This window comes from Bacillus sp. FSL K6-0138, from assembly GCF_037982765.1.
Lineage (GTDB): Bacteria > Bacillota > Bacilli > Bacillales > Bacillaceae > Bacillus > Bacillus glycinifermentans.
This window is the reverse complement of record NZ_CP150286.1, coordinates 1,986,622-2,006,111: the sequence shown is the minus strand read 5'-3', so window position 1 is coordinate 2,006,111 and position 19,490 is coordinate 1,986,622. Positions and strand designations below refer to the sequence as shown.

Below are 19,490 nucleotides of genomic sequence, written 5' to 3'. Positions count from 1 at the left end.
CCGTCTATATTGACGGAACGAATCGCGAATATAGGTATCGTTCCGGCAGGCTTCTCCCCAAAACGAACAGCAATCTTCTGCCTGAAGCCTGCATTTTTAAGGAGGGCATACAGCTTGAAAAAATCAATACTTGGAATTTGCACAGCATTGTTTCTGCTTATTATGCCGCAGATCAGTTATGCTGACTCCGCAGTTGGAGACGTGATCATTACACTCGGTAAAGACTTGTCAGCTCAAGACAGACAAAAAGTGCTGAACGAAATGAATGCGCCTGAAAATGCGACAATTATTGAGGTGACGAATGCTGAGGAGCATAAATATTTAGGAGATTATATACCAAAAGCAGATATCGGAACGAGAGCGATTTCTTCTTCATCGATTACAGTCGCAAAAGAAGGCAGCGGTTTGGAAGTCAAAACAAACAATATCAGCAAGATTACGGATGAAATGTATTTAAACGCGCTGATGACGGCCGGAGTCAAGGATGCAAAAGTCTACGTGACCGCTCCGTTTAAAGTATCCGGAACGGCTGCGCTGACCGGGTTAATGAAAGCTTATGAGACATCATCTGATCAAAAAATTCCGGACGACGTCAAAAAGGTCGCCAATGAAGAGCTTGTCACCACGTCCAAGCTCGGCCAAAAAATCGGCGATGAAAACGCATCAGCGTTAATGGCAAAAGTCAAAGAAGATATCGCGAAAAACGGCGTCCCGCAATCCCAGGACGAATTGGAGAAAAAGATTGATCAGGCCGCTTCCGAATTAAACGTAACACTGACGAACGACCAAAAGCAGTCGCTTATCTCTTTATTCGACAACATGAAAAACATCAAAATTGACTGGAATCAGGTTGGAGACCAGCTCGACAAAGCGAAAGACAAAATTGCAAACTTCATCAACTCTGATGAAGGCAAAAACTTCATTCAAAAAGTGATCGATTTCTTTGTCTCCCTCTGGAACGCGATCGTTTCCATATTTACCGGAGGCGGAACAACAGAATCAAACGGGTAATGAACACGGAAAACACCTCCTTTCATAAGGGGGTGTTTTCTTCATTGGCGGGCGTCAGGCGTGAAGGGGTTCGTAATTGTCCTCGATAAAACGCGACAGAACCTCTGTAAACCGGTAAAAATCCTCATTTTGCGTCAAGGCTCTGTCCTTTAACGTAAACGTATCAAACAGAGACTTTCGAAAACCTGTGCTCATTTCGAGCTGAATGCTTAAACCTGTTATCGATTTGTTGGCAATATTATCTGGGCTCGTTCCCGCATATTTGTCGCCTGGCTCAAGCATTTCGGCGGCAAAGCCTGCTTGATGCAATTTATCAACCAATTTGCTCATTTTATTGCGGTCTGTGCCGCCCACTTTGATATTGCGGTCTTCAGCATAGTATCCGTGAAGCGACAAAATATACTGATGCCCGGCGGCCATCTCAAGCGCCGCCGGTTCATCAAAATGGGTACTCGTAATATGCAGGCTTGAATTCCCCGATAATTTCAATCCTTCAAACAAATACATGGAATACTTGCGCGAGAGTTCATTTGCAATTTCGCTTGTTCCAGGCTCGATTCCGCCGCCGTGAATGGCCATGATCAGCATTGTGCTGCCTGCTTGCTTTGTCGCGATTCGGTATACTGAAGGATCTTCATTTTGTTTTAATTCCTCGAAATTTGCATATTTATCGTCGGAGAACACAGTCGGCCCTCCGTCATGAGCCAGTGCAAAAGACGGGATCAAAATCACAGAAGAAATTAAGGAAATAATCACAAAACTGTTTATTGCTGTAAAGAGGTTTGCTGTGTTACAATCAACACATTGCTTCAGGCATTGGAGCATGCGGCGGGATAGGGATACTTTGGTCGGTTCCATCTACCCCGCCTCTACTTCGGAATGCACAGCATTTTGCTTCTTTTGAATCATAAGCTGAACCATCTCCTTTGTTAAATTTTTGTTAAATTCCCAATATTATATACAATTATCCTGTATGCTGTTCTATACAGAACCTGTTCTTTTTTCATAAAAAAACACTTCCTAAGTCAGGAAGTGCTGTTTTCTTTCGGCATACGGATTTGAAAAACCGTTCTCTTTCCCGGTTTGCTCTTCACTTCTATCGATCCTTGATGAGCGTCAACGATCGATTTTGTGATTGCAAGCCCGAGGCCTGCTCCTCCGTATTTTCGCGAACGCGATGCTTCAGCTCTGTAGAACCTTTCAAACAAGTGCGGGAGATGTTTTTCCTCAATTCCCGTTCCGTTATCCTCAACCGCAAGCACCAGGTTTTGATCTTCGCTCTTTAGCGTCAGTTTGATGAAGCCCTTCTCCGGATCCGTATGCTGGACGGCGTTTTGGCAAAGATTAAGGATGACCTGTTTCATTTTATCTTTGTCAAATACAGCTTCACCTTCGGTTTCTATGGAAAATTCCAGTTTTCTGTCTTTTACAAGCAGCCTGAGCTGGGATTCCATGCTGGAAATGACCGAGGCAAGGGATCCTTTCTCCATATGGAAACCCGGAAGCCGGTCGAGTTTGGCGAGGAAGAGCAAATCCTGAACGAGATGATTGGCCCGTTTGGATTCTTCAAACATGCTTTTTAACGCGCGTTCAACTTGCTCAGGCTTTGACACCGCACCGCGAAGCATAATTTCCAGGAATCCATGTATCGACGTAAGGGGCGTACGCAGTTCGTGTGAAGCATCTGAAACAAAGCGGCGCATCTGTTCTTTCGCCTCTTTTTCGACTCTGAACGACGTTTCGATTCTTTCCAGCATGCCATTGAAAGAATTGGCCAGGTCATGAATTTCGTGCTGGTTTTTGTAAAGTGGCAATCGTCTGTTTAAATTGCCGGCATTGATTTCTCCCATCAGGTCGACAATGGTTGATAAAGGCTTAAGCGTATGCTTAATGATCGGATAAAAAGTGAACACTCCCAATAGAAGAGCGGAAATTGAAATAATCGCAAAAAACACCATTTGCTGAAAAATCCCCTCTTTCATCGGAGCCGTTTCTGTGCTCATTTGCACGATGCCTTCGAGCTTTCCTTTTAATATGATCGGCTGAAGCACGACAAGCTCTTCATTTCCGTTACGATTTTCTGCGATTGTAAAATGCGGATTATAGTTTCTATTGATAACCTCTTGATACTCCCGTGTTAAGACAGGGGGCGAGCCTGAGTGCATGTCTTCCGATAGAACGGTCAGTTCTCCGTCCTGTTTGATAAAAGCGATGGTTACACCGGGATAAAACATGCTGAAATCCTTTGGACTTTGGGCGCTCTTAACCCAGAAATCAGCGCTGACAGAGCTGATGAGCCCCTGAATGCTCATCGATTTGTTATCATACGCTGACTTTTTCACAAAAACGTATTGAATCGTCCCGATTAAAATGAGCAGCAGGCTGAGCATGCATAAGGAACGGAACAGCAGCTGAAAACGCAGCGTCTGAAACCGAAAAATCTTCCGCTTTTTCATCAGATGTCCAACCTGTAGCCCGCTCCGCGAATCGTGCGAATTAAAGCGTGTTCTTTATCTTTCAGCTTTTCTCTTAATGAACGGACATAGACTTCAACAATGTTTTCCTCGCCGTAAAAATCGTAGCCCCATACTTTGTCCAATATTCTCGCCTTGCTCAAGACAATCCCATGGTTAAAAATGAGAAATTTCAGCAGTTCGTATTCGGTTGCAGAAAGCTTCAGCACTTCCTCGTGGAAGCGGATTTCCTTGCGGCTGTCGTCAATTCGAAAGGGGCCGATCGCCACCTCTTCCAATAAATGAGGAAAATGATTGCGGATTCTTGCACGGATCCGGGCAAGCAGCTCCTCAAAGCTGAATGGCTTCACCATATAATCATCCGCCCCTTCGGTCAGCGCTTTTACCCGGTTGTCAACCTCCTCTTTTGCCGTCAACATAATAACGGCGGTATTCCCCATTTTTTTTAACATTCTGGATACTTCAAATCCATCCATTCCCGGCATCATGACATCAAGTACTGCCACATGAGGCTGAAACGATTTCGCCAAGTTGATCCCTGTCATGCCGTCTTTTGCCGACATCACTTCGAATCCTTCGTTTTCAAGCCCCAATGTCAAAAATTCAATGATCGCCTGTTCATCATCGACAAGCAAAATCTTGATGCCTTCAAGTTTATTCATTCGTTTTCTCTCCTTCATGGGCATAAATCTATGCTTCATTTTTTGTCTATCTACATCCTATTATTCGCTCCTATCTTGAAATGAGCTGAATATCTTCTGAAAAATAACTGAATTCAGCAATTTTTCAGCTAATCCTCATGCGGCTTTAGCTTGAGCCTGTACAATCGGTTTTGTTGGCAGGCCAACAGTACATCTAAAGGAGGAATCACCATGAATCATGTAACAAAAGTTTTATCAGGAGCTGCTTTAGGGACAATCATTTCACTCAGTTCATTAACGTCAGCTCATGCCGCCGTTGTTCAGCAAAGCGATACACATTCAAAAATCGAAGTGAAAGCGGAGCAGGTGTCCGTCTCAAAAGCAACGGCGCAAAAAACGGCTTTGAAAAAGTGCAAAGGAACGGTCACTTCCACTAAACTGCAGAAAGAAGGAACAGTGTACGTCTACACGATCACCATTCTCGGGGATGACGGCAATGCGCATACTGTCAAAGTAAGCGGCGAAAGCGGCAAAGTCGTCAAACAGCAAATCCAAAAGAAGCAGGTCGCCATTACGAAAACGAAAGCTCATTCTATCGCTTTAAAGAAATATAAAGGGACCGTTACATCTTCTAAGCTGAAAAAAGAAAACGGGGTTTATGTTTACATCGTCAGCATCCACGGACAAGACGGCAATGTGCATACTGTAAAAATAAACAGTGAGAGCGGCAAAGTCGTCAAACAAGAAACACAGAAAAAACAAGTCTCCATTACGAAAGAGAAGGCTCATTCTGTCGCATTAAAGAAATGCAAAGGAATCGTTACATCTTCTAAGCTGAAAAAAGAAAACGGAGTTTATGTTTATATCGTCAACATCCTCGGACAAGACGGCAATGCGCATACTGTAAAAGTAAACTGTAAGAGCGGCAAAGCGGTGAATCATGTCATACAGAAAAAGCAAGCTGCTATTACAAAAGAGAAGGCTCAATCTGTCGCGTTAAAAACGTGTAAAGGCACAGTTACATCATCCGAGCTGAAAAAAGAAAGCGGCCGGTATATTTATATCATTAAGATTGAAGATCATAAGCAAAAAGAACATACAGTAAAAGTGAATGCAACAAGCGGAACAGTTTGTTCATAAATAAAATCCTTGCTGCCCGAGACTACTGATCTCGGCAGCTTTTTTATATGAAAAAAAGAGTTCCAGCACCGCAAAAAACGGCCATCATAAAAAAGCTTGCAGGGAACAGTCCCCTGCAAGCTTTTGTGATCTTACTACGGTTGTTTCACTTTGGATTTCAGCGGCAAATCAAGTTTGACCAAATCCTCATATGACTCCCGCTGAATGACAAGCTGCGCTTCACCGTCTTCGACAAACACGACGGCCGGGCGCGGGATGCGGTTGTAGTTGTTGGCCATGCTGTAGCCGTAAGCGCCTGTACAGAATACGGCCAGAACGTCGCCGTCTTTTGCTCTTGGAATTTGCAAATCCCATATGAGCATATCGCCGCTTTCACAGCATTTCCCCGCTATAGATACCGTATCATCGCAGGCAGCATCCATTCTGTTCGCCAGCGCTGCTTCGTACTTGGCTTCGTAAAGCGCCGGTCTGATATTGTCGCTCATGCCCCCGTCGACCGCCACATATTTGCGAATGCCGGGCACTTGTTTTTGCGAACCGATCGTATAAAGCGTCGTTCCGGCATCCCCGACAAGCGATCTGCCGGGTTCAATCCAGATTTCCGGCATGTCAAAGCCGAAATGCTCGGCGTTTGCTTTGACCGCTTCAATGATTTTTTTGACATAATGATCTGCTGCGAGCGGTTCGTCCTCTTTTGTATAGCGGATGCCGAAGCCGCCCCCGAGGTTCAGCACCTTCGGAGTATAAGAATAGGCGTCTCTCCATTCCGCAAGCTTTTCAAAAATTTTGTCGGCCGCAAGAACAAATCCCGCGGTATCAAAAATTTGCGAACCGATGTGGCAGTGCACGCCGAGCAAATGGAAAGCAGGTGACTGAAGAACCCGCTCAATCGCTTGTTCCACCTGTCCGTTATGCAGGTCAAAGCCGAATTTCGAATCTTCCTGCCCCGTCGTAATATAATCGTGCGTATGCGCCTCGACACCGGGGGTGATTCTGAGCAAAACGTCCACAGTTTGTCCCGCATGCTTACAGAGCTCCTCCGTGATCGAAATCTCATGGAAATTATCCAGCACAATGCAGCCGATTTTATGGTCAAGCGCCATCTGCAGTTCTTCCGGACTTTTGTTGTTTCCATGAAAATGAATCCGTTCTGGAGGGAACCCCGCTTTGATCGCTGTAAAAAGCTCCCCCCCTGATACAACGTCCAATGACAGCCCCTCTTCTTCGGCCAGCTGAATCATCGCAACCGAAGAGAACGCTTTGCTTGCATATGCGACTTGCGCCTTCAAATCGGCATCCCTGAAGGCTTCCTGGAACTTTCTGGCGCGTTCCCGTATTAAAGCGACGTCATATACGTAAAGGGGAGTTCCATATCTTTCTGCCAATGATAGAACATCGACACCTCCGATTTCGAGATGTCCGTTTTCATTTTGTCTGCTTGTACCGTGTAAAAACAATTGTCATTCCCTCTTTCTCTATCTACAAAAGTGGAAGGGACAGTCCGGATCACTGCCCGATACATCTTTTTCGCTTAATGTATTGCAATTTCTTATTGTGTATTATAACATTTCGTCCAAAAATCTAAACCATCATTTTGTTCAAATTTTCTTAATTTACATTTGTCAGTGAATCTGCAGTCAACCTCTATTTTTTATAGCATAACAGAAAACCGCAATTGATAGAAATAGGCATCAGCAACATTCCTGCACATGAAAAAATAAAAGCGGCTTACCTGGGGCTTTGCCTATACGGCTGGGCATTAACCTGCATATATACATAATAATAAAGCCAAGAAAAACGATGAAAAGAGGGTTTTCGCATGTATCAAGATTTTTATCCTTATACACCTTCTGATGTTACGGACCATTCTTATGATGCCGGCGCGTATGACTATAGAATTTATGAGCCGTTCGAAGGGCAAATCATTACGGCTCCGGCGAATACAAGATACTGGCGCAGAGGAACTGAAGTTTTCCTGCATTCATCAGCCATTGACCCGTACGGCCGGGAAATGCTGTATATCGCCTATCCGATCAGAAGGCCGAACAATGTATGCAGCTTGCGTGCCGTTGCCATATCGGCTAATGAATACAGAGGAATGCAGCCTTACACGCAGAGATACGGTTATCACCCGTAAACAAGAAAAAGAGGCTTGATAAGCCTCGAAAGAGCCGACTCACTGTCTGACCCTGTTTTTCGGGTGAACGATGCTCGGTCTGATTTTGGCTCCCGGAACAGAAGTACGCACGAGAACGTTCCAAAACGCTTTGCCGTTAAACGGGAGAAACGGCCAAAGATACGGCGTCTCCAAAGAACGGATCGAGACCATGATAATCGTTAAGATCGTAAAGCCTATGACAAACCCTTCCACTTTAAACAGCGCCACCAATATGAGCATAAAGAGCTTCACCATTTTGTTCGCCAAGCTTAGCTCATAGCTTGGTGTCGTATATGTCCCGATGGCAGACAGCGAGACGTATAAAATGACTTCAGGAGAAAACAGGCCGACATTGATCGCGATATCCCCGATTAAGACGGCGGCGATCAAACCCATGGCTGTCGAAAGCGGCGTCGGCGTATGGATGGCGGCCATTCTTAAAAATTCGACCCCGAGATCAGCTAAAAAAATCTGCATAATAATCGGGATGTGGGAATCCTTATTTAAACCGATATACTTTAAATTGTCGGGCAAAAGCGATTGATCGATGACAAACAGCAGCCACAGCGGCAGCAAAAAAGTCGATACAAATATGCCGAAGAAGCGCACCCATCTTAAAAACGTTCCAACCGCCGGCGTTTGCCTGTATTCCTCAGCATGCTGGACATGGTGAAACAGCGTGGTCGGCGTAATGATGACGCTCGGTGACGTGTCAACAATAATAATGATATGCCCTTCTAAAATGTGGCTTGCAGCGACATCGGCTCTTTCCGTATACCTGACGAGAGGAAAAGGGTTGAAGCCCTGCCCGACGATGAATTCTTCAACCGATTTGTCAGACATCGGCAAACCGTCGACTTGCACATTTTCGATTTCTTTTTTTAATACGTTGACAAGGTCCGGGTCTGCCACATCTTCCAGATAGCAAAGGCAAATATCGGTTTTTGAGCGTTCTCCGATATGGAGCATTTTATACCTGAGCCGTTCGTCCCTGATTCTCCGTCTGATCAAGGCTGTGTTGACGATAATGCTTTCGACGAGTCCGTCTCTTGCTCCGCGTACGACTCTTTCTGTGTCAGGCTCTTCCGGCGTCCTTCCGGGATAGCTTCTGACATCGACGATAAAAGCAAAGCCCGCATCCTCGACGATGATGGCGACCAATCCTGACAGTACTTGATCGACTGCTTCATCAAGCGTTTTCGCTTTTGATACCTGTTGGTTCAGCAGCCTGTTTTCAACGATTTCTTCTGCTTCGCCTGATTCTTTTTCCGAATCGTTCAAATGAACCAGTTCCCTCAGCAGGTGAATGATGTACTGCGTATCACACAATCCGTTTACATAGTAAATCTGGATTTCCCGGTCGAGGACAAACACCTTCCTGACTCCGAGATCAAAGCTTTCCCCCATCCCGACCCGCTGTTTGAAAAATGACTCATTCTTAGAAGGATCATGGAATACTCTTGTCTTCTCTTTTTCCTGTGCACTCATCATACCCGCTCCTTTCTAAAATGAGCTCGACCGCCTTCATTGTGATCGGCGACCCTTTTTTTACATCGTCTTTTCTGCCCATTTTTCCGATATCGCCGATTCCGACGACGATAGGAACATCAAGCTGGTCAAGGCAGTAGACCGTATCTCCGCTCATCCGTTTGACGTCAAATTCTCTGACTCCGTACTTGTCAACTCCAAACTCTGTCAGCTCCCCTTCCGCATCAATCGACACATCTACTTTTGTCCACTCCGCGTAGTGGGTTTTCGAAGCGACGGCGATGACGCCGAGCACCTCAATATCAGGATGTGCAGCCACATACTTCATCGCCGTCTCTCCAGGCCCCTCCCCTTGGAGGCCGGAATCGTCAAACATTACGAACACGGGATCATGCGGTGTTTCAAGAATCATCGATACGAGCTCGGGACCCGTTTTCACGCTCGGGTTTCCCATCGACTGGGAAATCGAGCGGCCGCCGATCTGCTTTGCCGCATATTCAATCGATTTTGCAGCATAGATATCGCCGTCTGTTACCAAAATGACTTTGCGTTTTGCTGTCATTGTTCCTTATCCTTTCGGTTTAAAAATCACAGCCACGAGAAAAGCGAATAAAATGGCGGCAGATATACCGGCGGACGTCAGCTCAAATATCCCCATTCCGATTCCGATAAAACCGTGCTCTTTAGCCTGGTGCATCGCGCCGTGCAACAGGGAATGCCCGAAGCTGACGATCGGCACGGTCGCCCCCGCCCCGGCAAACTCGATGAGCCGGTCATAAATGCCGAATCCGTCCAGGATCGCTCCCGCTACGACAAAGGTTGACATAACATGCGCCGGTGTCATTTTGCATACATCGAGCAGAAGCTGTCCGACTATGCAAATCAAGCCGCCGACGATAAACGCGATGATGTATTCCATTACGCGTTCCCCCCTTCGGCCCGTTCGAATACGACGCCGTGCGCGATGCACGGAATCGATTCCTTCTGCTGAACAACGGTCGGGCTCAGGAGTGCACCCGTGGCCACGACAAGCACCCTGTTTAATCTTCCCGCTTCAATTTCTTTAAAAATATGGGCGAAGGTGACGACAGCCGAGCAGGCGCATCCGCTTCCTCCGGCAAACACCTGCTGATCGGGCGTATAGATCATCAGCCCGCAGTCATTGTGCTTTGTGCCGACACGAATCCCTTCTTCTTTTAACAGATCCCTTACAATCGGGCTTCCGACACCGGAAAGATCGCCGGTAAGGATCAAATCATAGTCATCCGGCGTACGCCCGAGATCCTCGAGATGCTGTTTGATCGTATCGGCGGCAGCGGGTGCCATCGCTGATCCCATGTCCTGTGAATCTGTGATACCAAAATCGATGACCTTTCCGATGGTCGCGCTCGTGATTTTGATCCCGCCCGGATTTTGGCTGAGCACCACCGCTCCGCTTCCTGTTACGGTAGAGGTTGAAGTGCCGGGCTTTTGCCCGCCGTATTCCGTCGGGTAGCGAAATTGCCGTTCAGCCGTTGCATTGTGGCTGCTCGTCGCTGCAAGGGCCCGTTTTGCAAAGCCGCCGTCAATCAGCGCCGAACCGAGCGCAATCGCTTCCATTGAAGTGGAGCAAGCCCCAAATAAACAAAGAAACGGAAGCTTCAAATGCCTTGCCACAAAGTTGGCGGTCACATTTTGGTTGAGCAGGTCCCCTGCCAAAAAGATGTCGATGTCATCTTTTTTCAGGTTTTGTTTAGTCAATGCTGATTCGATTGCATCCTCCATCAGCTTGCGCTCGGCCATTTCCCAATTTTTTTGATTGCAGTGCATGTCATCGTATGTCTGATCAAATAAATGTCCTAAAGGTCCCTGCTTTTCCTTTGGACCGACCGCTGTGCCGCTTGAATTGACAAACAGCGGGTTTTGGAACACCCATGTTTGTTTTCCCGTTGTTTTCATGACATCTTCCTCCTAAAACAGCTTGTCAAAAGCGTAGCGGATAATTCCGACAATATACGCTGCGACAACGCCGAAGACGATCACGTTTCCGGCGAGTTTAAACATGTTTGTACCGACGCCGAGGACATATCCTTCGCTTTTATGTTCAAGCGCCGCGCTCGCCATACTGTTGGCAAATCCTGTCACCGGAACGGCCGAACCGGCGCCGGCGAACTGCCCGATTCTGTCGTAAACCCCGAGCCCTGTTAACAGGGCAGATATTAAAATAAGCGTGGCGACCGTCGGATTTCCCGCTGTTTTTTCATCAAAATGAAAAACGGCCATGTAAAAGTTTTGGAACGCCTGGCCGATCATGCAGATCAGCCCGCCGACGAGAAACGCTTTTAAACAGTTCAGCACATAAGGCGGAGTGGGCTGATACGTTTTCACTTTAGACTGATAATTATCTTTTAAGCTTGACATGAACATCCTCCTTTTATGACAAATGAACAAAGATCAGCCATTGAAATAAAGATCCGATAATCTTTCCGAAGACAATGGCCATCAATAAAATTAAAATCCTGTCCCCCATGCCGATCCGTTTGACCAAAATCGGCAGCACGTTCAGCACTTCCGTAAGAGCGGCCGCAAGCATTCCGATAAACAAGCCCGCGAAGAGGCCGATCGGAATCATGAACCATTTCGATAAAAAAAATCGGTTCATATTAAGCGACTCCCATCCTCCAAAAACGGCGCCGACAATGACGGCCCATTCGTATGCCTGGATATACGCTCTCGTTTTTGTCAGCTGCATCAGCCTCGGAATGATGCCCAGCACCGTGAGAAAAGCGACAAAACCGGAACCTACTGCCACACCTCCCGCAAGACCGAGAAAGATGATCATTACGCTAATGATCATGGATATCCTTTGTCGTTTCTTTATTTTCGTGCATGGCCACATATTGGTCCAAATCGAGCTGATATTTGAACATCTCCACTTCAAGGGGGCTGGGCTCTTCGTTGAATCGTTTTTTAAATAAGTGGTTAAAAAACAAAATCATCCCGAGGCCCAGGCCAATGCTGTATGGAACCTGCAAAAGGTAGGGGTAGCGGTTTTCTTTTCCCGTTATCATTTCATAAAGCCGGATGTGCACTTCCCTCATGCTGACATCTTCATGAAAATTCATCACGGTAAGACCCGCACCGACGAACAAAAGCAGCCAGACAGCGATGAAAAGCACGGGAGACAGGCCCCGTTTTGGATATTGAACCTCCACGATGGTTTCGGCACCGCCGACGGTTTGGACATCAAGGTCTGGAAACGATTTATGTATGGCTTCAATCACCTTCATCATGTCCAATACCACCAAGTTTTGATCCGATTTGCTCACCTTGTATATAGGCAGCTGTTCAAGCTTTTTTTTGCAGCGCCGGTCGCCCGCCACCTGTGCGATATCTCCGAGCCTGATCAATTCATCCGGATCGGCCACTAGACGGTGGCGGAGCCTGATAAAAACTTGACGTTCCATCTGGGTCACTTCCTATATGATGGTTATAGTTGTAGTATGAGGTTCATCTCATTTATCATTCAGCACCGAAAGAATGACCATAAATTACCACACTAAAAAAGCCGGCCCATCGCGGGGGCCGGCTTGTATCCGGGATTGCCTGTTTAGCTGTCATTGTGATCCATCTGGTTTTTGATTTGCTTTAAGATTTTTTTCTCGAGCCTGGATACCTGAACCTGGGAGATGCCAAGGCGGTCGGCAACTTCTGATTGCGTCTTGTCCTTGTAATACCTTAAGTAGACGATCAGCTTTTCCCTTTCGTCCAGGTCTTTGATCGCTTCTTTCAAAGCGATTTTATCGAACCATTTGTCCTCCGATTGGTCGGCGATCTGGTCGAGAAGCGTAATCGGGTCTCCGTCGTTTTCATATACCGTTTCATGAATGGACGAAGGCGAACGGACGGCTTCCTGGGCCAGTACGACCTCCTCGGAAGAGATCCCGAGATGTTCGGCGATTTCCTGAACGGTCGGAATTCGTCCGTTCGTCTTGGAGAGCTCGTCTTTCGCCCTCCTGATTTTGTTGCCGAGCTCCTTCAGCGAGCGGCTCACCTTAACCGTTCCGTCATCTCTGATGAACCTTTGAATTTCGCCGATGATCATCGGGACGGCATAGGTGGAGAACCGGACATCATAGGAAAGGTCGAATTTGTCAACCGATTTCAAAAGACCGATACAGCCGATTTGAAAGAGGTCATCAGGCTCATACCCTCTGTTCAAAAAACGCTGAACGACGGACCAAACAAGACGCATGTTTTTTTCTATGAGGAGGTCTCTTGCTCTTTGATCGCCGTTCTGGCTGTTTTTAATCAGTTCTTTTACCTCATGGTCTTTAAGCTGGGTATTCAGTTCTTTTTTAACCTCCACATCCATAACAAATCTCCCTTAATTGCAAAGCGCTTTGCTTTTCGATAAGTGCTTTGTTAAGTGTATTGTGGTGCCCATTTCAGGCGAGGAATCGATCGTGATATCATCCATGAAGTTCTCCATGATCGTAAAGCCCATCCCCGATCTTTCGAGTTCCGGCTTCGTCGTGAACAGCGGCTGGCGAGCTTCTTCAAGATCCGTGATCCCGATTCCTTCATCGCGGATCGTCAAATAGACGATATGGTCTTCCAGCGTGACAGAGATATACACGGTTCCTTCGCCTGAGTTTTCGTATCCGTGGATGATCGCGTTTGTGACCGCTTCTGATACAACCGTTTTAATTTCGGTTAGTTCATCCATCGTCGGATCAAGCTGGGCGATAAAAGCAGCGACCGTTACCCGTGCAAACGATTCATTTTGGCTGAGCGCTGTAAACTGGATGTTCATCTCATTTTTCATGATGCCACCCCCAGTGTTTGAAGCGCATGCTGTTCGGATTGCTCAAGGCGGATGATTTTAAACAGCCCTGACATATCGAATAATCGCTTGACGGCCGGGGAAATCGCGCAGACGATCATTTCTCCGCCCAGCTGCTGAATTTCCTTATACCGGCCCAGCACGACGCCGAGCCCTGAGCTGTCCATAAATGAAAGTTCTTCAAGATTTAAGACGATATGACGAATGTCGTATCGTTCCATATGTTCGCTCACCTGGTTTCGCAAGGTTTCCGCTGTATGGTGGTCGAGTTCACCTGTCAACCGAATACAAAGCACGGATTCTTTGACGTTAAAATCGATTCCGAGGCTCATCCTCATTCCTCCTTGATATAAATCGGATAATGAGTGTTTCGATTCAGGCTTTCTAAATTCCTTCACCATGACAAAACTAGTGACCGTTCGGCATTATTCATCCCACTTCGTCCAGTTTGTCATCGTCCGCTTAAACAATGTCCACATTCCCGCTTTGTCCATGTCTTTTTCAGCGACGAGCGGGCTTTCATGCAGCACCTTTCCATCCTTTTTCAGCACGAGCGTCCCGAGCTCTGTCCCTTTTTTGACAGGAGCCTGGATATCCGTTTTCTTTTTGATTTCCTTCTTGACGGCTTTGATGTTTTCGCCTTTTTTCGTCAAAAGGGAAATCGGTTCTGAAGTAACGAGATTTATTTTCTGCTCGCTGCCCTTATTGACCTTTAATTCGGATATGACTTCATTCCGCTTGTATATTGGATGGGTTTCGTATTGGCTGAACGCATAATCGAGCATTTTGGTGATCTGCGCATTTCGCTCTTTCGGGGTACTGGCGCCGAAGACGACGGCGATCACACGCATATTTCCTTTTTTCGCGGAGGCCGTCAAACAGTACTTCGCTTCATTTGTGAATCCCGTTTTAACTCCGTCGACTCCCGGATAAAATTTGATCAGCCTGTTTGTATTGACAAGCCAAAACTTTTTATCGGTGTTTTCCCTTAAATAATCCTCGTACGTTCCTGTAAATTTCGTGACTTGATCGTATTTCAACAGCTCTTTCGCCATGACGGCCATGTCGTAGGCTGTGCTGTAATGGCCTTCTTTAGGAAGTCCTGTCGTATTTTTAAAAGACGTGTCCTTGAGGCCGAGCTCTGCGGCCTTTTCGTTCATCCTTTTTACAAATTCCTCTTCAGATCCGGCGATATGCTCTGCCATCGCAACAGAGGCATCGTTTCCGGAACCGATGGCGATGCCTTTCAGCATATCTTCGACAGTCATCTCTTCGCCGGGTTCAAGAAAGATCTGCGAACCTCCCATCGATGCGGCATATTCGCTCGTTCTCACCTTATCTTTCATTTTAATTTTTCCTTCATCAAGAGCTTCCATGATCAAAAGCATGGTCATCACCTTTGTCATGCTGGCCGGAGGAAGCTTTTCATGGCTGTTTTTGTCATACATGATCTTTCCGGTGTCCCGCTCGATCAAAACGGCGGATTTCGCTTCATGGGCAAGCTCCGATGTTTTCGTATCGCTTTTTTCCGCAAATGCGGCCGGCGCTGTCATAAGAATTATCGTAAAAATCATCAATGTGGATAAATGACGTTTCATCACCCAGACCTCCATTTCGTAATCCTCTCTATTTTTTCCAATAGAGGTGGATTTATACGGATGATTGGTAAAAATTTCTCCCTATACAAAAAAGCCAATACATGTCCTGGCTTCGGACATGTATTGGCTTTCATACGTGTACCTTATGTTACGCTATCTCGCCGATTTTCGCGACTGCGGCTTTGATGAGGCGCAAAAAGTCTGATTTTACTTTTTCGGTTACTTCCATGACTTCGTCATGAGACAGCGGCTGGTCCAAAATTCCGGCTGCTGCATTTGAAATGCAGGATATGCCGAGCACGCGGAGGCCGGAATGCCTTGCCACGATAACTTCCGGAACGGTTGACATTCCGACGGCATCAGAACCGATCGTTCTGAGGAAACGAACCTCGGCAGGCGTTTCATATGACGGACCGGAAACCGCGGTGTATACGCCTTCCTGAACCGGGATGTTCAATTCTTCGGCCGTTTGCTTTGCCATGCGGCGAAGCTCTTTGTCATAAGCTTGCGACATATCCGGGAATCTGACGCCGAGCGCTGAATCGTTCGGACCGATCAGCGGGTTTGTTCCCATATAGTTGATGTGATCGGAGATGATCATTAAGTCACCCGGACGGAACGATTCATTGACACCGCCAGCGGCGTTCGTCACGATCAGCGTGCCGATGCCCAGCTCCTTCATGACCCTTACCGGGAACGTGACTTTATCGAGTTGATAGCCTTCATAAAAATGAAAGCGCCCTTGCATCACAACGACCGGCACACCTTTCAGCGCGCCGATGACGAGCTGCCCTGCGTGTCCTTCAACCGTAGAAACCGGAAAATCCGGAATATCCTCATATTTGATCCGGACGGCATCTTCAATTTCATCGGCAAGCACGCCGAGTCCCGATCCCAATATCAGACCGACTGCCGGTTCGTGTTTTGCCTTGCTTTTAATATATTGAGCAGCGTTTGAAATCATCTGTTTCACGTCGTATCCTCCTATTTAAGCAGGGATAAAAAGCTTTTTCCGTACTTAGGCATTTTCGTTTTGAAATTGTCGGCGATCGTTGCCCCGATATCCGCAAACGTATCAGCGAGCGGAAGCTCTGCCGCGTTTTCGTTCTTTTTGCTGTATACAAGCAGCGGAACATATTCCCTCGTATGGTCCGTGCCATGGTGAATCGGATCGTTCCCATGATCGGCGGTGATAATCAATAGATCGTCTTCACGCATCTTTTCAAATACTTCCGGAAGGCGCGCATCGAACTCTTCAAGCGCTTTTCCGTATCCTTCAGGATCGCGGCGGTGTCCGAACAGCGCGTCAAAGTCGACGAGGTTGACGAAACTGATGCCGGTGAAATCCTGGCCGAGCGTCTGAATCAGCTTATCCATCCCGTCCATATTCGACTTGGTTCTGAGCGCTTCCGTGATTCCCTCGCCGTCATAAATATCTGAGATTTTGCCGATCGCAATGACGTCAAAACCGTCATCCTTCATTTCATTCATCACCGTTCTGTCAAACGGCTTCAGCGCATAGTCATGGCGGTTCGGCGTCCGCTTAAACTCGCCGGGCTTTCCGACGAACGGACGGGCGATAACGCGGCCGACCATATATTTTTCGTCAAGCGTCAGCTCGCGTGCGATTTCGCAGATATGATAAAGCTCTTCAAGCGGAACGACTTCCTCGTGAGCGGCGATCTGCAGAACGGAATCAGCAGAGGTATATACGATCAAGGCCCCCGTTTCCATATGTTCGGCGCCCAGTTCGTCCAAAATCGCCGTCCCTGAAGCCGGCTTGTTTCCGATTACTTTTCTTCCGGACCTTTTTTCAAGTTCCTGGATCAATTCGTCCGGAAAACCGTCGGGGAATACCCGGAACGGTTTATCTATGTACAGCCCCATGATTTCCCAATGACCGGTCATCGTATCCTTTCCGTTTGAGGCTTCCTTCATTTTTCCGTAGTAGGCGAGCGGTTGTTCAGCCCGCGGCACTCCTTTGATCTGGCGGATGTTGCTCAGCCCGAGCTTTGCCATGTTCGGCAGGCTGATGCCTCCCATGTGTTCGGCGATGTGGCCTAAGGTATCCGCCCCTTTGTCGTTGAATTTTTCAGCGTCCGGTGCCTCGCCGATTCCGACGGAGTCCATGACGATTAAAAAAACGCGGTTATATTGATATGCAGGCATTCTGACGGCCTCCTTCTTTCATATGATCTTTAAGCTGACCTGTTTTCGCATGCTAGAAATAAATGCCGCTGTTAGTCAAGTATAAACCGTTTACACAACGGTTGACAACACGAACGGAAATAGTGAGAAACTTCCCGCAATTTTTGAAGTTTCAGGCAAATGAAAAACCGCGCTTCGCCTTTTTGGGGCTATGCACGGGGATGATATTGCTTATAGACGTCTTTCAGCCTTGTCTTTGTCACATGGGTATAAATCTGCGTCGTCGAAATGTCGGCATGTCCGAGCATTTCCTGGACGGCCCGCAAATCCGCTCCGTTTTCAAGCAGATGCGTCGCAAACGAATGCCTTAGCGTATGAGGGGTGAGTTCCTTCTGAATCCCTGCTTCCAAAGCGATTTTCTTTAAGTTTTTCCAAAATCCCTGCCGGCTCATCTGTCTGCCGTGATGGTTCAGAAACAGGGCGTCTTCCGTGTTTTTCTTAAGAAGTTTTCCCCTTGCCTTTTCGAGGTATTCCCCGATCGCATGCGAAGCCGTTTCGCCGAGCGGGACAATCCGCTCTTTTCTTCCTTTTCCGAAGCAGCGGATGAATCCCATTGCCAAATGCACATCGGCAAGCTTCAATTCGATCATCTCGCTGACGCGGATTCCCGTCGCATAAAGCAATTCCAGCATCGCTTTGTCACGATAGCCGAACGGAGTCGAAAGCTTCGGAGTCTCAAGAAGGGTTTCCACTTCCTGCAATGACAGCACCTTCGGCAGCGTCCGCTCCGTTTTTTGCGATTCGATATGGACGGACGGATCCTGCGCCGTCACTTTTTCTCTCAGCAAAAACTGATGAAATGCCCGGATGGAAGCCAGGTGTCTGGCGATCGTCCTTCCGGATTTTCCGGAGTCTTTCAAATGCTTTAAAAACTGGATGATATGCAGCCTTGTCACTTCGTTGAGGGAGCCCAAGCCCTCTTTTTCTTCCAAAAAAGCGGCATAGCTGTTCAAATCCCGTTCATAGCTCACGACCGTATTATGGGAAAGCCCCCGTTCTACCACGGCATAGTGGATAAAATCTTTAATATGAACTTTCACGCTATCCTACTCCCCGTTTAAATAAAAAAAGATTAACCGGTTAAACCAGCCGTCCCGTTCGTCCCCGTCCATCGAGGCGACCTTGAGGGCGGCTCCTTCGGGTTTATCGTACCGATGATAGTTTTCATACTCTGAATTTATCCATATCATAGCATAATAAAACAAGACGGTAAAACCGGTAAACAGCACAAACACCTTGATCATGTCAGCGGCCGTTTTCAGCATTTTCATTCCTTTTCAGGTCCCTTCTATCGATTCGATTACTAAAACATATGCCAAATGAGACAAGTTTTATACGTATGAATCAAAAAAGAACCCGTTCGGGAAAGATTGAAAGGGTTCTCGCACATCCGGTTTACTCGGCTTCTTTTTGCTGACAGTTGTGGCAAATTCCGTGAAAGGTCAGCCTGTGATCTTTTATTTTAAATTTCCAATCCTTTTCAATGATGTCTTCAACGTCCTCAAGCAAATCTTCTTCGATTTCAACGACTGACCCGCATTCCATGCAGACAAGATGATGATGGAAGTGGGCCGCTCCTTCCTTGCGAAGGTCATACCTTGACACGCCGTCGCCAAAGTTGATTTTATCCACTACTTTTAATTCGGTTAACAATTCAAGAGTTCGATATACTGTCGCAAGACCAATTTCAGGAGATTTCTCTTTTACGAGGAGGTATACATCTTCTGCGCTTAAATGGTCTTCCTCATTTTCAAGCAGCACCCTTACAGTAGCCTCGCGCTGAGGGGTGAGTTTGTAGCTGGAAGAATGCAATTGTTTTTTGATTCGATCAATACGTGTTTCCATTGACTTTCCCTCCTACGCCGCATTACCTAGCTTATTATAACAAAACGAGCGCGGAGAGCCAACTATAATTATTATAAATTGATAAACAAAATGAATATTTTT

The 19,490-nt window shown here is 46.9% G+C and carries 23 protein-coding genes; 3 read left to right on the top strand and 20 right to left on the bottom strand.

Going from position 1 to position 19,490, the window contains the following annotated elements:
- The first annotated feature begins 114 nt into the window (after positions 1-114).
- Complete coding sequence (locus MHB78_RS10570) at positions 115-1,011, top strand: DUF1002 domain-containing protein (protein ID WP_046129818.1); 897 nt, start codon at positions 115-117, stop codon at positions 1,009-1,011.
- A 54-nt stretch (positions 1,012-1,065) separates the two neighbouring features.
- Here the strand turns inward: MHB78_RS10570 and MHB78_RS10565 are convergent, their stop codons facing one another.
- The 3 genes from MHB78_RS10565 to MHB78_RS10555 all read right to left on the bottom strand — a co-directional run bounded on the left by MHB78_RS10565 (position 1,066) and on the right by MHB78_RS10555 (position 4,147).
- Positions 1,066-1,869 carry a poly-gamma-glutamate hydrolase family protein gene (locus MHB78_RS10565; RefSeq protein ID WP_046129817.1) on the bottom strand — a complete coding sequence of 268 codons (804 nt, stop codon included), beginning with the start codon at positions 1,867-1,869 and terminating at the stop codon, positions 1,066-1,068.
- A gap of 167 nt (positions 1,870-2,036) precedes the next feature.
- Positions 2,037-3,467 carry a HAMP domain-containing sensor histidine kinase gene (locus MHB78_RS10560; RefSeq protein ID WP_046129816.1) on the bottom strand — a complete coding sequence of 477 codons (1,431 nt, stop codon included), beginning with the start codon at positions 3,465-3,467 and terminating at the stop codon, positions 2,037-2,039.
- A complete protein-coding gene (locus tag MHB78_RS10555) occupies positions 3,467-4,147 on the bottom strand; it encodes a response regulator transcription factor (RefSeq protein WP_046129815.1) in 681 nt (226 codons plus the stop codon). Before MHB78_RS10555 ends, MHB78_RS10560 begins: the two co-directional genes overlap by 1 nt.
- Before the next feature lie 210 nt (positions 4,148-4,357).
- Between MHB78_RS10555 and MHB78_RS10550 the strand changes: the two genes are divergently transcribed.
- Entirely contained in the window at positions 4,358-5,266 is a 909-nt protein-coding gene (locus MHB78_RS10550; RefSeq protein ID WP_046129814.1) for a PepSY domain-containing protein, read from the top strand.
- Positions 5,267-5,400: 134 nt separating this feature from the next.
- Here MHB78_RS10550 and lysA read toward each other — a convergent pair whose 3' ends face one another.
- Positions 5,401-6,723 (bottom strand): diaminopimelate decarboxylase, encoded by a 1,323-nt coding sequence (gene lysA / locus MHB78_RS10545; protein WP_046129813.1) that lies wholly within the window; start codon positions 6,721-6,723, stop codon positions 5,401-5,403.
- 362 nt (positions 6,724-7,085) lie between these two features.
- Between lysA and MHB78_RS10540 the strand changes: the two genes are divergently transcribed.
- A complete protein-coding gene (locus MHB78_RS10540) occupies positions 7,086-7,403 on the top strand; it encodes a hypothetical protein (protein WP_046129812.1) in 318 nt (105 codons plus the stop codon).
- Between the two features lie 39 nt (positions 7,404-7,442).
- On the opposite strand, the gene MHB78_RS10535 is transcribed toward MHB78_RS10540, so the two are convergent.
- The 16 genes from MHB78_RS10535 to MHB78_RS10460 all read right to left on the bottom strand — a co-directional run bounded on the left by MHB78_RS10535 (position 7,443) and on the right by MHB78_RS10460 (position 19,388).
- The gene (locus MHB78_RS10535) at positions 7,443-8,912 is read right to left on the bottom strand and encodes a spore germination protein (RefSeq protein ID WP_046129811.1); all 1,470 of its coding nucleotides are present in this window, start codon (positions 8,910-8,912) and stop codon (positions 7,443-7,445) included.
- Positions 8,872-9,474, bottom strand: a complete 603-nt coding sequence (locus MHB78_RS10530; protein ID WP_046129810.1) for a stage V sporulation protein AE — start codon at positions 9,472-9,474, stop codon at positions 8,872-8,874. Before MHB78_RS10530 ends, MHB78_RS10535 begins: the two co-directional genes overlap by 41 nt.
- 6 nt (positions 9,475-9,480) lie before the next feature.
- On the bottom strand, positions 9,481-9,831 hold the full coding sequence (gene spoVAE / locus MHB78_RS10525; protein ID WP_046129809.1) for a stage V sporulation protein AE: 351 nt from the start codon (positions 9,829-9,831) through the stop codon (positions 9,481-9,483).
- Positions 9,831-10,850: a stage V sporulation protein AD gene (gene spoVAD / locus MHB78_RS10520; protein ID WP_046129808.1), complete on the bottom strand. Its 1,020-nt coding sequence runs from the start codon at positions 10,848-10,850 to the stop codon at positions 9,831-9,833. Before spoVAD ends, spoVAE begins: the two co-directional genes overlap by 1 nt.
- 12 nt (positions 10,851-10,862) lie before the next feature.
- Positions 10,863-11,312 (bottom strand): stage V sporulation protein AC, encoded by a 450-nt coding sequence (gene spoVAC / locus MHB78_RS10515; protein WP_046129807.1) that lies wholly within the window; start codon positions 11,310-11,312, stop codon positions 10,863-10,865.
- A 13-nt stretch (positions 11,313-11,325) separates the two neighbouring features.
- Entirely contained in the window at positions 11,326-11,748 is a 423-nt protein-coding gene (locus tag MHB78_RS10510; RefSeq protein WP_046129806.1) for a stage V sporulation protein AB, read from the bottom strand.
- Positions 11,738-12,358, bottom strand: a complete 621-nt coding sequence (locus tag MHB78_RS10505) for a stage V sporulation protein AA (RefSeq protein WP_046129805.1) — start codon at positions 12,356-12,358, stop codon at positions 11,738-11,740. Before MHB78_RS10505 ends, MHB78_RS10510 begins: the two co-directional genes overlap by 11 nt.
- Positions 12,359-12,501: 143 nt before the next feature.
- Positions 12,502-13,266 carry an RNA polymerase sporulation sigma factor SigF gene (sigF, locus tag MHB78_RS10500; protein WP_046129804.1) on the bottom strand — a complete coding sequence of 255 codons (765 nt, stop codon included), beginning with the start codon at positions 13,264-13,266 and terminating at the stop codon, positions 12,502-12,504.
- Between the two features lie 12 nt (positions 13,267-13,278).
- Positions 13,279-13,719, bottom strand: coding sequence for an anti-sigma F factor (spoIIAB, locus tag MHB78_RS10495; RefSeq protein ID WP_046129803.1), 441 nt, complete (start codon positions 13,717-13,719; stop codon positions 13,279-13,281).
- The gene (spoIIAA, locus tag MHB78_RS10490; protein WP_046129802.1) at positions 13,716-14,069 is read right to left on the bottom strand and encodes an anti-sigma F factor antagonist; all 354 of its coding nucleotides are present in this window, start codon (positions 14,067-14,069) and stop codon (positions 13,716-13,718) included. Before spoIIAA ends, spoIIAB begins: the two co-directional genes overlap by 4 nt.
- A 93-nt stretch (positions 14,070-14,162) precedes the next feature.
- Entirely contained in the window at positions 14,163-15,335 is a 1,173-nt protein-coding gene (locus MHB78_RS10485) for a D-alanyl-D-alanine carboxypeptidase family protein (protein ID WP_046129801.1), read from the bottom strand.
- A gap of 148 nt (positions 15,336-15,483) precedes the next feature.
- Entirely contained in the window at positions 15,484-16,299 is an 816-nt protein-coding gene (locus tag MHB78_RS10480; protein ID WP_046129918.1) for a purine-nucleoside phosphorylase, read from the bottom strand.
- Between the two features lie 20 nt (positions 16,300-16,319).
- A complete protein-coding gene (deoB, locus tag MHB78_RS10475) occupies positions 16,320-17,504 on the bottom strand; it encodes a phosphopentomutase (RefSeq protein ID WP_046129800.1) in 1,185 nt (394 codons plus the stop codon).
- A 188-nt stretch (positions 17,505-17,692) separates the two neighbouring features.
- The gene (gene xerD, locus MHB78_RS10470; RefSeq protein WP_046129799.1) at positions 17,693-18,583 is read right to left on the bottom strand and encodes a site-specific tyrosine recombinase XerD; all 891 of its coding nucleotides are present in this window, start codon (positions 18,581-18,583) and stop codon (positions 17,693-17,695) included.
- Between the two features lie 6 nt (positions 18,584-18,589).
- A complete protein-coding gene (locus tag MHB78_RS10465) occupies positions 18,590-18,814 on the bottom strand; it encodes a YqzK family protein (protein WP_046129798.1) in 225 nt (74 codons plus the stop codon).
- Positions 18,815-18,938: 124 nt separating this feature from the next.
- Positions 18,939-19,388, bottom strand: coding sequence for a Fur family transcriptional regulator (locus MHB78_RS10460; protein WP_046129797.1), 450 nt, complete (start codon positions 19,386-19,388; stop codon positions 18,939-18,941).
- Between the last annotated feature and the right edge of the window lie 102 nt (positions 19,389-19,490).

Excerpts from the sequence above, each read along its gene's own strand:
- MHB78_RS10485 (WP_046129801.1), bottom strand. The coding sequence starts at position 15,335 with ATGAAACGTCATTTATCCACATTGATGATTTTTACGATAATTCTTATG.
- MHB78_RS10465 (WP_046129798.1), bottom strand. The coding sequence starts at position 18,814 with ATGAAAATGCTGAAAACGGCCGCTGACATGATCAAGGTGTTTGTGCTG.
- spoVAD (WP_046129808.1), bottom strand. The coding sequence starts at position 10,850 with ATGAAAACAACGGGAAAACAAACATGGGTGTTCCAAAACCCGCTGTTT.
- spoIIAB (WP_046129803.1), bottom strand. The coding sequence starts at position 13,719 with ATGAAAAATGAGATGAACATCCAGTTTACAGCGCTCAGCCAAAATGAA.
- MHB78_RS10560 (WP_046129816.1), bottom strand. The coding sequence starts at position 3,467 with ATGAAAAAGCGGAAGATTTTTCGGTTTCAGACGCTGCGTTTTCAGCTG.
- MHB78_RS10540 (WP_046129812.1), top strand. The coding sequence starts at position 7,086 with ATGTATCAAGATTTTTATCCTTATACACCTTCTGATGTTACGGACCAT.
- MHB78_RS10550 (WP_046129814.1), top strand. The coding sequence starts at position 4,358 with ATGAATCATGTAACAAAAGTTTTATCAGGAGCTGCTTTAGGGACAATC.
- MHB78_RS10535 (WP_046129811.1), bottom strand. The coding sequence starts at position 8,912 with ATGAGTGCACAGGAAAAAGAGAAGACAAGAGTATTCCATGATCCTTCT.
- spoIIAA (WP_046129802.1), bottom strand. The coding sequence starts at position 14,069 with ATGAGCCTCGGAATCGATTTTAACGTCAAAGAATCCGTGCTTTGTATT.
- sigF (WP_046129804.1), bottom strand. The coding sequence starts at position 13,266 with ATGGATGTGGAGGTTAAAAAAGAACTGAATACCCAGCTTAAAGACCAT.
- MHB78_RS10555 (WP_046129815.1), bottom strand. The coding sequence starts at position 4,147 with ATGAATAAACTTGAAGGCATCAAGATTTTGCTTGTCGATGATGAACAG.
- MHB78_RS10505 (WP_046129805.1), bottom strand. The coding sequence starts at position 12,358 with ATGGAACGTCAAGTTTTTATCAGGCTCCGCCACCGTCTAGTGGCCGAT.
- spoVAE (WP_046129809.1), bottom strand. The coding sequence starts at position 9,831 with ATGGAATACATCATCGCGTTTATCGTCGGCGGCTTGATTTGCATAGTC.
- MHB78_RS10530 (WP_046129810.1), bottom strand. The coding sequence starts at position 9,474 with ATGACAGCAAAACGCAAAGTCATTTTGGTAACAGACGGCGATATCTAT.
- MHB78_RS10510 (WP_046129806.1), bottom strand. The coding sequence starts at position 11,748 with ATGATCATTAGCGTAATGATCATCTTTCTCGGTCTTGCGGGAGGTGTG.
- deoB (WP_046129800.1), bottom strand. The coding sequence starts at position 17,504 with ATGCCTGCATATCAATATAACCGCGTTTTTTTAATCGTCATGGACTCC.
- MHB78_RS10565 (WP_046129817.1), bottom strand. The coding sequence starts at position 1,869 with ATGGAACCGACCAAAGTATCCCTATCCCGCCGCATGCTCCAATGCCTG.
- MHB78_RS10480 (WP_046129918.1), bottom strand. The coding sequence starts at position 16,299 with ATGATTTCAAACGCTGCTCAATATATTAAAAGCAAGGCAAAACACGAA.
- MHB78_RS10460 (WP_046129797.1), bottom strand. The coding sequence starts at position 19,388 with ATGGAAACACGTATTGATCGAATCAAAAAACAATTGCATTCTTCCAGC.
- spoVAC (WP_046129807.1), bottom strand. The coding sequence starts at position 11,312 with ATGTCAAGCTTAAAAGATAATTATCAGTCTAAAGTGAAAACGTATCAG.